Raw genomic sequence first — 14,117 nt, 5'->3', positions numbered from 1 at the left:
GCTGGTGCAGCTTGGTGTACCCAAACTGGACGTCAAGATTGATCCGCTGCAACGGACATGCCAGTGAAACTGCCGGTCTATATTCTGACCCTCGCCGATGCTGCCGAACGGCGGCAACCGCTGGTCGATGCGCTGGATGAAATGGGTATTCCATTCACCCTTTGGCACGGGGTGGAAGGGCGACGAGGTTTACCTGCAGACTATGCGCATATGATTGACCGTGCGGCAGCGCGCAAAAAGCTGCGCCGTGAGATGGGCGATGGCGAATTCGCTTGCGCCCTGTCGCATCACCTCATCTATCGCGACATTGTGGAAAAAAGCCATCCTTTGGCGCTCGTGCTCGAAGATGACGCCCGTATCACTCCTGACCTGCGCAACTTTCTGGCGCAGCTGGACAGGGATGACTTCGATCTTGTTCTGCTGGATCACCAGAATGCGCGGATCATTGAAAACGAGCGGTTGCAATTTCCGTCCGGCCAGATCGCCTATCGTGTCATTGTCCAGCCGTATCTGACCAGCGCCTATATCGTCACCCGCCAAGGCGCTGTCGCGCTGGTGGAGGGCAGCCTGCCGATTACTGCACCCGCTGACTGGCCTTTCGACATCAGTCACCTGCGCACCTATGCGATTGATCCACGGATGGTGCGCCAGCAGGGCGGATCGCTGCCGTCCTACCTGAACCATGAACGACCCAACCAGCCCTTAAGGCGCGTGCGCCCTCCTGCCGCCCGCTTCTTGACAGCTGCCTACTGGCGCAAGAAATTCCGCAAGCTGCGCAGCCGCAGAATCTCCTGACTGCAACACGCAATCCTTGCGGGCCGTGCTGATGCGCTGAGCTTGCCCTTGCCGCGCCCGACGCTATCTTTCTGCCATGCGCCTGACCCTCGCCCTTTTCCTCATCGCCACACCCGCCGCCGCGTGGGAGTTTTCGCCCGCGCCTGTCTGCACGCTGACTGATGACACCGGCACCCTGACCGTGACCTATGACGCCAGCTTGCCCGAATATACTGTCACAATCACTCTGCCCGATGGCACATGGTCCGAGGATGCCACATTCGCGATGAATTTTGCGGGCAACCGCCCCGTGTTCATCCAGACCGACCGCCACCGGATCAGCGCTGACGGCCGCAGCCTGACGGTGGCCGACAGCGGTTTCGGCAATGTGCTGAACGGGCTGGAGTTCAACGAGCGCGCCTATGCGATTTCGGGCGATACCACGGTGGGCGTCTCGCTTGACGGGATCGGCCCCGCAATGGCGGCTTTTCGCGCCTGCCCCGCCGCCAACCTTGCATGAAACGCGAACCCGTCAATCCCACCGATGACACCGCCCGCGCGCTGTTGCGGCAGTTGCTGGCAGAGGTGCGGCATGCAGCCCTTGCGGTGACCCATCCCGAAACCGGCGCACCCTATGTTGCCCGCGTGGGGCTGATCTGGGATGGCACCGCCGCGCTGACGCTGGTCTCAACCCTGTCCACCCATACCCAAGCGCTGCTGGTCCATCCGGCCTGCGCCGTACTGGTGGGCGAGCCGGGCGATAAGGGCGATCCGCTGACGCATCCGCGCCTGACGCTGAGCGCGCAGGCCGCGCAGGTCGACAAGTCCGCGCATAAGGACAGGTGGCTGGCCGCTGTGCCCAAAGCCAAGCTCTACTACGATTTCGCCGATTTCCTGATGTTCCGGCTGGTCCCCGTCGGCATCGACCTGAATGGCGGTTTCGGCAAAGCCTATCGCCTAGCGCCGGACGAGCTCTAGCGGCCTGCGCCAGACCACCGCGCCATCCTGAAACGTGCCGCGCAGCACCGCGCCCTTGCGGTCCAGATGCGGAAAATGCACGCGCCAGTCGCGGTACTGGTCGTTGCTGACAATGCGCAGGCCGTGATCCGCCGAAAACGCAAGGATCGCCTGATCCGCGACGACCCCCTTGTCGACCACACAGATATGGTCTGCGGGAATGTCGATAGCGACCGACAGCTTCTTTTCGTTCAGATAGCGGTCCGACAGTTTGTATCCAACGCTCGCGTCGAAAAACACGATCGGGGTATAGCCTTTGGCTTCAAGTTCCCGCAGCACGCGCCAGATGACCTTGGCCGAAGGGTCGCCGCCCCAGTGCATGACATTGGACCCGTCTACGACGATGGCATTGCGCGGGACCTCGCTACGGTCTTCGGGCGCAGGTGCCGGGCGCACGGGGCGGCGGCGCAGCGCCATCAGCACCACAAAGCCGATCAGGGCCGGTAGCAACAAGAGAAGGTCGGAAATCGTCATTCCGCGATCATAAAACCCACCCAAACCGCCGCAAGCAGAGATTGCATCGCCCCACCGCTTGCCAAAGCCTGGCTATATCTATGACTTCCAACTGGTCATATCGCCCAAGCCAAAAGTCGGGGCAGACTGATCTGCAATACGGGCGGCGCGCGCCATGGATTCGCACGCCCTGCACCCCCATCCTTTGCTACGGAGCCACCGGATATGGATACCCTGAATTTCGCCAACGACCCCGGCCATGTGATCGAGGCCGACCGCGCCCATGTCTGGCACCATATCAGCCAGCACAAGGTCTATGAAACCATCGATCCGCGCATCATCGTCGAAGGACGCGGGCTGCGGGTCTGGGACATCAAGGGCAAGGAACATATCGACGGCGTGTCGGGTGGCGTCTGGACCGTCAACATCGGCTATGGCCGCGAACGCATGGGCAAGGCCATCTCGGATGCCGTGACCAAGATGTGTTTCTTTGGTGGGGCACTTGGCACTATTCCGGGCGCGCAATTCGCGGAAATGCTGATCGCAAAGATGCCGGGGCTCGACCGCGTCTACTATGCCAACTCGGGGTCCGAGGCGAATGAAAAGGCGTTCAAGATGGTCCGCCAGATCAGCCACAAACATTACGGCGGCAAGAAATCCAAGATCCTCTACCGCGAACGCGATTATCACGGCACGACCATCGCCAACCTGTCGGCAGGCGGGCAGGACGAACGCAACGCGCAATACGGCCCCTTTGTGCCGGGCTTCGTGCGCGTGCCGCATTGCCTTGAATACCGCTCTCAGGACGGGACCTTGGGCGAGGAATACGCAGCAAACGCCGCAAAGGCGATCGAGGATGTGATCCTTGCCGAAGGTGCCGACACCATTGGTGCGCTGTGTCTGGAGCCGATCACCGCAGGCGGCGGGATCATTGTGCCGCCCAAAGGTTATTGGGAACGCGTGCAGGAACTTTGCCGCAAATACGATATCCTGCTGCATATCGACGAGGTCGTCTGCGGTCTGGGCCGCACAGGCGCATGGTTCGGATACCAGCAATTCGGCGTGCAGCCCGATATCGTGACCATGGCCAAAGGCGTGGCCTCTGGCTATGCCGCGATTTCGTGCTGTGTCACGACAAATGCCGTGTTCGAGATGTTCAAGGACGACACCGACAAACTGTCCTATTTCCGCGATATTTCCACCTTCGGCGGGTGCACCGCGGGGCCAGCGGCGGCCATCGAAAACATGCGCATCATCGAGGAAGAGGACCTCTTGGGCAATTCGACCGCCATGGGCACGCATCTGTCGGGCAACCTGCATGCGCTGATGGACAGGCACAAATGGATCGGCGATGTGCGCGGCATGGGGCTGTTCCAAGGTGCCGAACTGGTCGTGGACCGCGACACCAAGGAACCGCTGGACGAAAAGAAGGTGCAGGCCATCGTCGCCGATTGCATGGCCCAAGGCATCATCATCGGGGCGACGAACCGGTCGCTGCCGGGGTTCAACAACACGCTTCTGTTCGCGCCTTCGCTGATCGCGACCAAGGATGATCTCAACCAGATCACCGAGGCCGTCGATCAGGCGATCACCCGCGTTCTGGGATAGAACGCGCGCTTGCCTTGGCCCTGGGATAAGTCCAGTCTGGACGCATCCTAGGGCCAGTGCATGTCGATTTCCATTGATACCTTCTTTCTTGATGCGGGTGGCGTCGGCACCCTGCAGGCGCGCATCCAGCAAATGGTCGCGCAAGGCATCCTTGCGGGCCGGTTCCGCCCCGGTGAACGGCTGCCATCCTCGCGCAGGCTGGCGCAGCATCTGGGCGTCAGCCGGATCACCGTGACACTGGCCTATACCGAACTGGTGGCGGATGATTACCTGACCGCGCGCGGACGCTCTGGCTATTACGTGTCCGACAATGCGCCCGAACCGCCGGCCTTTGCCGCACATCCGGCGCAGACCGGCACGGTGGACTGGACCCGCACCATCGGCCAGCGCTTTACGCCGGGGCTCAGCAACGACAAGCCCGCCGATTGGGCCAACTACCGCTATCCGTTCATCTATGGGCAGGCCGACCGGACGCTGTTCGATGCCGCCAACTGGCGGCTTTGCGCCTTGCGCGCGCTGGGGATGCGGGATTTCAGCGCGCTGACGGCCGATTATTACGACGGTGACGACCCTGAACTGGTGGATTTCATCAGCCGCCAGACCCTGCCACGGCGCGGCATTCTGGCGAACCCCGATGAAATCCTGATCACGATGGGCGCGCAGAACGCGCTCTGGCTGTCCGCGCAGGTGCTGCTGAACAGCCGCAGGCGGGCCGCGATCGAGGACCCCTGCTATCCCGCGCTGCGCAACATCCTGACGCAATCGCGCTGCCATCTGAGCATCGTGCCGGTGGACCGCGACGGGTTGCCCCCCGAGGCCCTGCCCCACGGGATCGACGTGGTTTTTACCACCCCCAGCCACCAGAGCCCGACAGCCGCGACCATGCCGCTGGACCGGCGCAAGGCGCTGATCGCGCGGGCCGAGGCCGAGGATTTCATCATCGTCGAGGATGATTACGAATTCGAGATGTCGTTTCTGAAAGCGCCCTCGCCCTCGCTCAAATCGCTGGACCCGCATGGGCGGGTGATCCATGTCGGGTCGTTCTCCAAATCGCTGTTTCCGGGGTTGCGGCTGGGCTATCTGGTCGGCCCCGCGCCGTTCATCCGCGAAGCGCGCGCGCTGCGCGCCAGCGTGTTGCGCCATCCGCCGGGGCATATCCAGCGCACGGTCAGCTATTATCTGTCGCTGGGCCATTACGACGCGCTGATCCGCCGCATGAGCCGCGCCTATCACGACCGCCGTCAGGTGCTGGACGCGGCCTTGCAGGACTGCGGGCTGGTGGTGGCGGGGCAAGGGCTGTCGGGCGGGTCATCGGTCTGGGTGCGCACGCCGGATGGCACCGATACAGCCGCACTGGCGCTGGCGCTGCGGTCGGATGGCGTGCTGATCGAGCCGGGCGCGCGGTTTTTTGCAGGCGAAGCGCCACCCACCGAATACATGCGTCTTGCCTATTCCTCTATCCCCGCGGCCCGCATCGGTGAAGGCGTGCGCCTGATCGCAGCGGCCTTGGCGCGGGTGCCGGTATGAGCATGCCTTTTGATCTGGACAGTGGCACGGCGGCCTTGCTCGCCCTTGCCCTGCTGGGCGCGGCCTTTGTACGTGGGTATTCGGGGTTCGGGTTTTCCGCGATCTTCATCGCCTTTGCGGCACTGCTGACGAACCCCCTGCCCCTGATCCCCGTCGTTTTCGCCTGCGAGATCCTGATGACCGCCTTTCAGGCACGCGGCATCCGGACGCATGTCGACTGGCCGCGTGTGGGCTGGCTGATGGTCGGGGCGGCTGTCGCCTTGCCATTCTCGGTCTCGGTCATGCTGTCCGTGGGCGAGGATACCGCCCGCATCGTCATTTCCAGCCTGATCCTCCTGATGGCGCTGCTCTTGTTGTCGGGCTGGACCTTGCAGCGGCGGATCGGCGCACTGGGGCACGGCAGCGTCGGCGTCCTGTCGGGCATTTGCAACAGCGCAGGGATCGGCGGCCTGCCGGTCGCGGCCTTTCTGTCGGCGCAACCGATGCAGGCGGCCACCTTCCGCGCGACGATGATCGTCTATCTGACGGCCCTCGACCTGATCACCTTGCCTTTGTTGTGGATGGGTGGCCTTGTGACATGGGACACTGCCATCGCCGCACTGATGGCGTTTCCGATACTGGGCCTGGGCGTCTGGCTGGGAGGGCGGCGGTTTCTTGCAGCCTCGCCCGCGGCCTTCCGGCAATCGGCGGTTTTGCTCTTGCTGCTGTTGTCAGCCCTCGGTCTGATCCGGGCAATGGTCACATGAAAGGTGCCGCGATGCATGATGATTTTCCCTTTCTGTCGCAGGTGCAGGCGCACTGCCCGCAAAGCCTGCTGGACCGTGCCCGCGCCCTGCCAGTCCCGCGCGTGGCTTTGGTCAATGCAGGCGGTGCGAACCCGCTACAAGGCCTGCGCGAGGCCTGCGATCTGGGTCTGGCGACACCCGTCCTGATCGGTGATACCGCCCGTATTCTGGCCACCGCCGAAGAGATCGGCTGGGACATCACCGGCCTGCCGCTGATCCATGCACCGGGGGCAGAGGCGTCGCAAAAGGCCGCCGAACTCGCCCGTGCGGGCGCGGTCGATGCGATTATGAAAGGGCAGGTCCATACGTCTGTTTTCCTCAAGGGCCTGCTGCCCTCCAGCGCGGGCCTGCGTGACAAGGGCAGCTATTGCGGCCATGTGTTCCACCTGACCATGCCCGGATCCGACCGCCCATTGTTCCTGACCGATTCCGCGCTGAATGTGACACCCGATGTCGCCACTCGGCAGGCCTGCCTGATGCACGCGGTGCGGCTGGCGCAGACGCTTGGCATCACCCGCCCCCGCGCCGGATTGCTGGCCGCGACCGAGGATGTGGTGCCCGCGATCCCCTCTACCGGAGAGGCGGCGGTGATCGCCGCCTGGGCCAAGACTGCCTTGCCCGACGCGATTGTCGAAGGGCCGATGGCGCTCGACCTGATCTTTTCGCGCGCGGCGGCGGCGGCAAAGAACTTTGCCTCCGAGGTCGCAGGCCAGCCCGATATCCTGCTGGTGCCAGAGATCACGACCGGCAACGCGCTGTTCAAGCTGATGTCGCTGGGCATGGGCTGCTGCGCGGCGGGGATCGTGCTGGGGGCGAAAGTGCCGATCATGCTGACCAGCCGGTCACAGACCGCACAGGACCGGATCGCCTCGGCGGCCCTTGGCGTGATTGCTGCGGGGATGCGGGCATGATCCTTGTCGTCAACGCGGGATCATCCTCGGTCAAGGTGGCGCTGTTCGACGCATCCCTTGCGCGGCTGGCCTCGGGCGAGGTGACGGAAATCGGCGGCACTGGCGTTCTGAAGGTCGGTTCCGACCACAGACCAATCAGCGCTTCCGACCATGCCAGCGCCCTAGCCGCATTGCTCGACGCGCTCGACACCGCAGGCCAGCGCCTGACCGCCGCCGCGCACCGGATCGTGCATGGCGGGGCAGACCTTACGGCCCCCACCCGTGTGACGCCCGATGTCATCGCGCAGATCAGCGCCTGTAACGTGCTGGCACCCTTGCACAATTCGCACAACCTTGCAGGCATCGCCGCCATTGCCGACGCGCTGCCCGGCCTGCCGCAATACGCAAGCTTCGATACGGCGTTCCATGCAACGAACCCCGCCATCGCCACGGCCTATGCCCTGCCAGCCGAGGAAACGGCCAAAGGCATCCGCCGCTATGGTTTTCACGGGCTGAGCTACCAAAGCCTTGTGCAATCCTTCGGCGCAGCCCTGCCCGACCGCCTGCTGGCCTTCCATCTTGGCAACGGCGCCTCTCTTTGCGCGATCAAGGATGGTAAATCCGTCGCGTCCTCGATGGGGTATTCCCCGCTCGACGGTCTGGTCATGGGAACCCGCACGGGCCAGATCGACGGCATGGCCGTGCTGCGTCTGGCGCAGGATCACGGGATCGATGGAGCAGGCGACATCCTCAATCGCCATAGCGGGTTGCGCGCCTTGGGCGGCACCAGCGACATGGCGCAATTGCTGCAAACCGACACGGATTCCGCGCGCTTTGCCGTGGATCATTTCTGCTATTGGGCCGCACGGCACGCCGGATCGGCTGTGGTCGCGATGGGCGGTCTTGACGCCGTGGCGTTCACCGGCGGGATCGGTGAAAATGCACCGCAAATACGCAGCCGGATCATGGACCATCTGGCGTTTCTTGGTAAGGTGCACGTGCATGTGATCGCCGCCGACGAGGAACAGCAGATCGCCCGCGATGCGCTGACCCTGTTGGCGCAAGACCAGCCACGCGAAGGAGTCAGCCATGTCCCTTGATCAGCCCCAGCTTGACACATCCCCGCACGTGTCCGACGAGGTGCGCAAGACGACCTGCTACATGTGCGCCTGCCGCTGCGGGATCAACGTGCATATGAAGGACGGCAAGGTCGCCTATATCGAAGGCAACCGCGACCATCCGGTGAACCAAGGCGTGCTCTGCGCCAAGGGGTCCGCTGGCATCATGCAGCACAATGCGCCGTCCCGCCTGCGCGCGCCCCTTCGCCGTGTGGGGGAACGCGGGTCGGGCGAGTTCGAGGAAATCTCATGGGAAGAGGCGTTGCAAACCGCGACCGACTGGCTCGCACCGCTGCGCGCAAATCACCCCGAAAAACTGGCGTTTTTCACCGGTCGCGACCAGTCGCAATCCTTCACCAGCTTCTGGGCGCAAGGCTTTGGCACCCCGAATTACGCGGCCCACGGGGGTTTCTGTTCGGTCAACATGGCCGCTGCGGGCATCTACACGATGGGCGGAGCTTTCTGGGAATTCGGCCAGCCCGACTGGGACCATACCAAGCTGTTCATGCTGTTCGGCGTGGCAGAAGACCACGACAGCAACCCGATCAAGATGGGCATTGGCAAGATCAAGGCGCGTGGCGCGCGCATTATTGGCGTGAACCCGATCCGTACCGGATATAATGCCGTGGCCGACGATTGGGTCGGCATCACGCCCGGCACCGACGGGCTGTTCATCCTCGCGCTGGTGCATTGCCTGATGAGCGCGGGCAAGGTCGATCTCGACTATCTGGCGCAGTTCACCAATGCCTCTGTCCTTGTGAACGAAGACCCCAAATCCGACCAGTTCGGCCTGTTCCTGCGCGATGCCGCTGGCCAGCCGCAAGTGATTGACCGGCGCACAGGCCAGCTTGCACCATGGAACGGCCAAGGGGTCGAACCCGATCTTGCCGCCACCCACCGTGCGGCAGGCATCACGCACCGGCCTGTGTTCCACCTGATGGCCGACCGCTATCTTGATGCGTCTTACGCGCCCGAGGCTGTGGCGGACCGCTGCGGTATCTCGGCCCAGCGCATCCGCGCGCTGGCGGCGGATCTGGCGCGGGTGGCATTTGACGAACCGGTGATCCTCGACCGCCCATGGACCGACTTCCGCGGCAAAAAGCACGCCCAGATGATCGGCCGCCCCGTCAGTTTCCACGCCATGCGCGGGATTTCGGCCCATTCCAACGGTTTCCAGACCTGCCGCGCGCTGCATATGCTGCAGATCCTCCTTGGTGCGGTCGAAACGCCGGGCGGCATGCGGTTCAAACCGCCCTACCCCAAACCCGCCACCGCCCATCCCAAACCGCATGGCAAGGTGACAGCGGGCGCCGCACTCGACGGCCCGCATCTGGGCTATGTGCACGGCCCCGAAGACCTGCTGCTGCACGATGACGGCAGCCCGATCCGCATCGACAAGGCGTTCTCATGGGACAACCCGATGTCGGCGCACGGGCTGATGCATATGGTGATCAGCAACGCCCATGCGGGCGATCCCTACAAGATCGACACGCTTTTCATGTATATGGCGAACATGTCGTGGAATTCGTCGATGAACGTGGGCGGCGTCCACAAGATGCTGACCGACAAGGATGAAAACGGCGACTACGTCATCCCGCGCATCATCTATTCCGATGCCTATTCCTCGGAAATGGTCGCCTATGCCGACCTGATCCTGCCCGACACGACCTATCTGGAACGGCACGATTGCATCTCGCTCCTCGACCGCCCGATCTGCGAGGCGGACGGGGTCGCCGACGCGATCCGCTGGCCCGTTGTCGAACCCGACCGCGATGTGCGCGGGTTCCAGTCGGTGCTCTGCGATCTGGGCGCACGGCTGGGGTTGCCGGGGTTTGTGAATGACGACGGCAGTGCGAAATACAAAGACTATGCCGATTACATCACAAATCACATCCGCCGCCCAGGGATCGGGCCGCTGGCGGGTTTCCGTGGTGCGGATGGCAAGGCCGAAGGGCGCGGCGCGGCCAACCCCGACCAGTTGCAGAACTATATCGACAACGGCGGTTTCTGGATCGCACATGTCCCTGAAAACTGCGCCTACTATAAACCGTTCAGCGCCGAATATCAGGACTGGGCGGTGAAGATGGGCTTTTACGACGTCGTCCAGCCCTATATCTTCCAGCTCTACGTCGAACCCCTGCGCAAATTCCAAGCGGCCGCCGAAGGCAAAGGCCACCGCCAGCCGCCAGACCACCTGCGCGGCCAGATCAAGGCCACGATGGACCCGCTGCCGATCTGGTATCCGCCTTTCGAGGATGGCCATGTGGACCCCATGGAATACCCGGTCCATGCTCTGACCCAGCGGCCCATGGCGATGTATCATTCATGGGGCACGCAGAACGCCTGGCTGCGGCAGATCCACGGGCATAACCCACTCTATGTGCCAACGAAAATCTGGGACCAGCACGGGTTCAAAGACGGCGACTGGGCGCGCGTCACCTCGGCACATGGGTCGATCACCGTGCCGGTCGCTTTGCAGGCAGCGCTGAACGAAAACACCGTCTGGACATGGAACGCCATCGGCAAGCGCAAGGGCGCCTGGGCGCTGGATGAAAAAGCACCCGAGGCAACCAAGGGCTTCCTGCTCAACCACTTGATCCACGAACTTCTGCCGCCGCGCGGTGACGGGCTGCGCTGGGCGAATTCGGATCCCGTAACAGGGCAGGCCGCGTGGTTCGATCTGCGCGTGAAGATCGAAAAGTCGGGCATTCCGAACGAGGCACAACCAATCATGCCCGCCATCACATCACCCGTCCCGCAAGGGCCCAAAGACATCGCATGGACATCCCGCAAATGACCAAAGGCCAAATCCTTCTGCTGATCGCCCTCTTCGTTGCGCTGACGCTGGGCAGTTTCATCTGGTATATCGCCACATGGGATGCCGCCGCGCGCGCGCCGATCGGATAAAGCGCCATGTCCCCGCATCTTCCGAGCCCAAATATCCCCGCCGGAGGCCGCGTATTTCGCCAGAAATGCGCGATCCCGCAGCAGAGGCCAATGCCATGACGCAACTTCCCGCCAGCACCGCCAAGAAACTGGGCCTTGTGATCGACCTTGATACCTGCGTCGGCTGCCACGCCTGCGTGATTTCCTGCAAAGGCTGGAACACCGAAAACTACGGCGCGCCTCTGTCGGATCAAGACGCTTACGGCGCGAACCCGTCGGGCACCTTCCTCAACCGTGTGCATTCCTACGAAGTCCAGCCCGAGGCCGGCACGGCGCAACTGATCCATTTCCCCAAATCCTGCCTGCATTGCGACGATGCGCCCTGCGTCACCGTTTGCCCGACAGGAGCGAGCTACAAACGGGTCGAGGACGGAATTGTGCTGGTCAACGAAAGTGACTGCATCGGCTGCGGTCTCTGCGCCTGGGCCTGTCCCTATGGTGCGCGCGAACTTGATGCCAAGGAAGGCGTGATGAAGAAATGCACGCTTTGCGTCGACCGCATCTACAATGAAAACCTGCCCGAGGAAGACCGCGTGCCCGCCTGCGTGCGCACCTGCCCTGCGGGCGCGCGGCATTTCGGCGATCTGGGGGATGCGGAGTCGGAGGTATCACAACTGGTCGCAGCACGCGGCGGCTTCGACCTGATGCCCGAGCAAGGCACCAAGCCTGTCAACAAATACCTGCCCCCGCGCCCCAAGGACGTGGCGCCCGAATTCGACGTGCTGGCCCCGTTCCTTGACCCCGTGGCGACAGATGGCAAAGGCTTTGCGCATTGGCTGGACAAAGCGCTGTCGGCCCTGCCCGGAGGAGCCAAATAATGCATCCCGCCAAATCCGTCATCATCTTCACGACCTTTTCGGGCCTCGGGTTCGGGCTGCTCTTCTGGCTTGGCATCGGAGCGATCACGCCCACAGGCTGGATGGCCTTCGTCTGGTTCACCATCGCCTATCTTGCGGCGGTGGGCGGATTGCTCGCCTCGACCTTCCATCTGGGCCGGCCCGAACGCGCGATCAAGGCGTTCAGCCAATGGCAGACCAGCTGGCTGTCGCGCGAGGGAATCTGCGCTGTTGCAACCCTGCTTGTCATGGCGGTCTACGGCGCGGGGCTGGTGTTTTTCGACAGGGTGCTGGCACCTTTGGGCTGGATCGGGGCGCTGGGGGCGCTGGCGACCGTGTTCACGACCTCGATGATCTATGCGCAGCTGAAAACCGTGCCGCGCTGGCGGCACTGGTCGACGCCTGCGCTGTTCCTGACCTTGTCGGTCGGCGGAGGGGCCTTGCTGGCGGGACAGGTCACCGAGGCGCTGGTGTTGCTGGCGCTTGCCGCCGGTTTGCAGGTCTATGGCTGGATCACCGGCGACACGGCTCTGGCGCGGTCGGGCACCGATATGGCGACGGCCACGGGGCTTGGCCATATCGGCACGGTCCGCGCCTTTGAACCACCCCACACCGGCACCAATTACCTGATGCGCGAATTCATCCATGTGGTGGGGCGCAAACATGCGCAAGCTTTGCGGGTCATCGCAGCGGTGCTAGCCTTTGTACTGCCGGTCGTGTTCCTGCTGCTGCCCTTCAGCCATATCTGGGGCGCGCTGGCGCTGGTCAGCCATATCGCAGGCGTGCTGGTCCTGCGCTGGCTGTTCTTTGCACAGGCCGAACATGTCGTCGGGCTCTATTACGGCAAGCGCTGAGGGGGCGCTGCCCCCGCCCCGGACAAGGGTCCGGGGCCCCCCGGGATATTTATGCTCGAACGATGCGGTTAGAGGTCCTGTGCCGTACGCACGGACAGGCCCGCGTCGCGCAAGAGGCCGGTGATGTCATCGACATGGCGCTGGTCGCGGGCCTCGATCACGATTTCCAACTCGGCTTTTTTCAGCGACACGCTTTGCATCATCCGCTGGTGGATGACCTCGATCACATTGGCGCCTGCATCCCCGATGATGCGCGAGATCATGGCAAGCTGGCCGGGGCGGTCGTCGATTTCGAACACGAGCCGCGTGATCCGCCCGTCGCGCATCAGCCCGCGCAGGATCAGCGTCGAGAGCAGGCGCGAATCGATATTGCCGCCGCAGATCACAAGGCCGACCTTTTGCCCTTTGAACCGCGCCAGATTGGCCTTGATGACCGCAAGTCCCGCACCGGCGGCACCTTCGGCGACAAGTTTTTCGTGGCTGAGCAGGTCGAAAACCGCGCTTTCGATCTCGCTTTCGCTGGCGCTGTCGATCCGGTCCACATGGGTCTGCATGATCGCGATATTGGCGGGCGCAGGCTGGCGCACGGCGATGCCTTCGGCCAGCGTGGCGCCAGCGAAATGCGGTGCGAACCCTTCGATCTGGGCTTTGGCGGCATCGAACAGATGCGCCTGAGCGCCGATGATCGTGATGGCGGGCTTGACCGATTTCGCCGCCACCGCCATGCCCGCGATAAGCCCGCCGCCGCCCACGGGGACGACGATGCAATCGAGATCGGGCACCTGTTCGAGCATTTCCAGCGCCACGGTGCCCTGCCCGGCCGCGACCACCGGATCATCGAACGGATGGATAAAGGTCAGCCCCTTTTGCGCGGCCAGATCCAGCGTGAACTGCACGCTGCCGTCAAAACCTGTGCCGTGGATCACGACTTCGGCCCCCAGATCGGCAGTGCGCTGGACCTTGTTGAAGGGCGTGCCTTCCGGCATCACGATGGTGGACGGAATGCCCAGCCGTGTCGCGTGATAGGCCACACCCTGCGCATGGTTGCCCGCGCTGCAGGCGATGACGCCCGCCTTGCGCGCATCCGCATCGAGCGTCAGCAGTTTCGCCAGCGCGCCGCGCGCCTTGAACGCATTGGTATGCTGGAGGTTTTCCAGTTTGAGATAGAGATCAATCCCGAGGATATGCGACAACCGCGTCGCGCGGATCGTGGGCGTGCGGATGGTCGCGGGGGCAATCGCCGCATAGGTCTGGGTGATCAGGGCGGCGGTCAGTTCCACGGGTCTTCTCCTGCAAACCGGACCCTGAA

At 63.4% G+C, this 14,117-nt stretch carries 14 protein-coding genes; 12 read left to right on the top strand and 2 right to left on the bottom strand.

All coding sequences use genetic code 11. The features are described from left to right. Positions 1 to 57: 57 nt before the first annotated feature. The 3 genes from VCK47_RS15375 to VCK47_RS15365 all read left to right on the top strand — a co-directional run bounded on the left by VCK47_RS15375 (position 58) and on the right by VCK47_RS15365 (position 1,752). Positions 58 to 795 carry a glycosyltransferase family 25 protein gene (locus VCK47_RS15375; protein ID WP_322891618.1) on the top strand — a complete coding sequence of 246 codons (738 nt, stop codon included), beginning with the start codon at positions 58 to 60 and terminating at the stop codon, positions 793 to 795. 76 nt (positions 796 to 871) lie between these two features. Continuing rightward, positions 872 to 1,294, top strand: coding sequence for an excinuclease ABC subunit B (locus VCK47_RS15370; RefSeq protein ID WP_322891619.1), 423 nt, complete (start codon positions 872 to 874; stop codon positions 1,292 to 1,294). Then, a complete protein-coding gene (locus tag VCK47_RS15365; RefSeq protein ID WP_322891620.1) occupies positions 1,291 to 1,752 on the top strand; it encodes a HugZ family protein in 462 nt (153 codons plus the stop codon). The genes VCK47_RS15370 and VCK47_RS15365 overlap by 4 nt, the downstream gene beginning before the upstream one ends. Here the strand turns inward: VCK47_RS15365 and VCK47_RS15360 are convergent. Continuing rightward, positions 1,732 to 2,265 (bottom strand): NYN domain-containing protein, encoded by a 534-nt coding sequence (locus VCK47_RS15360; RefSeq protein ID WP_322891621.1) that lies wholly within the window; start codon positions 2,263 to 2,265, stop codon positions 1,732 to 1,734. The genes VCK47_RS15365 and VCK47_RS15360 overlap by 21 nt on opposite strands. A 204-nt stretch (positions 2,266 to 2,469) precedes the next feature. On the opposite strand from VCK47_RS15360, the gene VCK47_RS15355 reads away from it, so the two are divergent. The 9 genes from VCK47_RS15355 (at position 2,470) to VCK47_RS15315 (ending at position 12,808) form a co-directional block, all read left to right on the top strand. Next, positions 2,470 to 3,852 carry an aspartate aminotransferase family protein gene (locus VCK47_RS15355; protein ID WP_322891622.1) on the top strand — a complete coding sequence of 461 codons (1,383 nt, stop codon included), beginning with the start codon at positions 2,470 to 2,472 and terminating at the stop codon, positions 3,850 to 3,852. Positions 3,853 to 3,912: 60 nt separating this feature from the next. Beyond that, a complete protein-coding gene (locus VCK47_RS15350) occupies positions 3,913 to 5,379 on the top strand; it encodes a PLP-dependent aminotransferase family protein (RefSeq protein ID WP_322891623.1) in 1,467 nt (488 codons plus the stop codon). Beyond that, positions 5,376 to 6,125 (top strand): TSUP family transporter, encoded by a 750-nt coding sequence (locus VCK47_RS15345; RefSeq protein ID WP_322891624.1) that lies wholly within the window; start codon positions 5,376 to 5,378, stop codon positions 6,123 to 6,125. Before VCK47_RS15350 ends, VCK47_RS15345 begins: the two co-directional genes overlap by 4 nt. Positions 6,126 to 6,136: 11 nt before the next feature. Next, complete coding sequence (locus tag VCK47_RS15340) at positions 6,137 to 7,075, top strand: phosphate acyltransferase (protein ID WP_322891625.1); 939 nt, start codon at positions 6,137 to 6,139, stop codon at positions 7,073 to 7,075. Then, positions 7,072 to 8,154, top strand: coding sequence for an acetate kinase (locus tag VCK47_RS15335; RefSeq protein ID WP_322891626.1), 1,083 nt, complete (start codon positions 7,072 to 7,074; stop codon positions 8,152 to 8,154). Before VCK47_RS15340 ends, VCK47_RS15335 begins: the two co-directional genes overlap by 4 nt. Then, entirely contained in the window at positions 8,144 to 10,969 is a 2,826-nt protein-coding gene (locus VCK47_RS15330; RefSeq protein ID WP_322891627.1) for a molybdopterin oxidoreductase family protein, read from the top strand. Before VCK47_RS15335 ends, VCK47_RS15330 begins: the two co-directional genes overlap by 11 nt. Beyond that, complete coding sequence (locus tag VCK47_RS15325) at positions 10,951 to 11,079, top strand: hypothetical protein (RefSeq protein ID WP_019954668.1); 129 nt, start codon at positions 10,951 to 10,953, stop codon at positions 11,077 to 11,079. Before VCK47_RS15330 ends, VCK47_RS15325 begins: the two co-directional genes overlap by 19 nt. Positions 11,080 to 11,174: 95 nt before the next feature. Next, positions 11,175 to 11,936, top strand: a complete 762-nt coding sequence (locus tag VCK47_RS15320; protein WP_322891628.1) for a 4Fe-4S dicluster domain-containing protein — start codon at positions 11,175 to 11,177, stop codon at positions 11,934 to 11,936. Next, positions 11,936 to 12,808 (top strand): dimethyl sulfoxide reductase anchor subunit family protein, encoded by an 873-nt coding sequence (locus tag VCK47_RS15315; RefSeq protein ID WP_322891629.1) that lies wholly within the window; start codon positions 11,936 to 11,938, stop codon positions 12,806 to 12,808. Before VCK47_RS15320 ends, VCK47_RS15315 begins: the two co-directional genes overlap by 1 nt. Before the next feature lie 68 nt (positions 12,809 to 12,876). Here the strand turns inward: VCK47_RS15315 and VCK47_RS15310 are convergent, their stop codons facing one another. Beyond that, entirely contained in the window at positions 12,877 to 14,088 is a 1,212-nt protein-coding gene (locus VCK47_RS15310) for a threonine ammonia-lyase (protein ID WP_322891630.1), read from the bottom strand. Positions 14,089 to 14,117: the final 29 nt, after the last annotated feature.

The organism is Yoonia sp. 72 (genome assembly GCF_034652275.1).
Taxonomy (GTDB): Bacteria; Pseudomonadota; Alphaproteobacteria; order Rhodobacterales; family Rhodobacteraceae; genus Yoonia.
The sequence above is the reverse complement of the archived record's forward strand: the minus strand, read 5'-3'. Positions and strand labels throughout refer to the sequence as shown.

Coding starts and splice junctions, on each gene's coding strand:
- VCK47_RS15375 (WP_322891618.1), top strand. CDS start 58: ATGCCAGTGAAACTGCCGGTCTATATTCTGACCCTCGCCGATGCTGCC.
- VCK47_RS15370 (WP_322891619.1), top strand. CDS start 872: ATGCGCCTGACCCTCGCCCTTTTCCTCATCGCCACACCCGCCGCCGCG.
- VCK47_RS15365 (WP_322891620.1), top strand. CDS start 1,291: ATGAAACGCGAACCCGTCAATCCCACCGATGACACCGCCCGCGCGCTG.
- VCK47_RS15360 (WP_322891621.1), bottom strand. CDS start 2,265: ATGACGATTTCCGACCTTCTCTTGTTGCTACCGGCCCTGATCGGCTTT.
- VCK47_RS15355 (WP_322891622.1), top strand. CDS start 2,470: ATGGATACCCTGAATTTCGCCAACGACCCCGGCCATGTGATCGAGGCC.
- VCK47_RS15350 (WP_322891623.1), top strand. CDS start 3,913: ATGTCGATTTCCATTGATACCTTCTTTCTTGATGCGGGTGGCGTCGGC.
- VCK47_RS15345 (WP_322891624.1), top strand. CDS start 5,376: ATGAGCATGCCTTTTGATCTGGACAGTGGCACGGCGGCCTTGCTCGCC.
- VCK47_RS15340 (WP_322891625.1), top strand. CDS start 6,137: ATGCATGATGATTTTCCCTTTCTGTCGCAGGTGCAGGCGCACTGCCCG.
- VCK47_RS15335 (WP_322891626.1), top strand. CDS start 7,072: ATGATCCTTGTCGTCAACGCGGGATCATCCTCGGTCAAGGTGGCGCTG.
- VCK47_RS15330 (WP_322891627.1), top strand. CDS start 8,144: ATGTCCCTTGATCAGCCCCAGCTTGACACATCCCCGCACGTGTCCGAC.
- VCK47_RS15325 (WP_019954668.1), top strand. CDS start 10,951: ATGGACATCCCGCAAATGACCAAAGGCCAAATCCTTCTGCTGATCGCC.
- VCK47_RS15320 (WP_322891628.1), top strand. CDS start 11,175: ATGACGCAACTTCCCGCCAGCACCGCCAAGAAACTGGGCCTTGTGATC.
- VCK47_RS15315 (WP_322891629.1), top strand. CDS start 11,936: ATGCATCCCGCCAAATCCGTCATCATCTTCACGACCTTTTCGGGCCTC.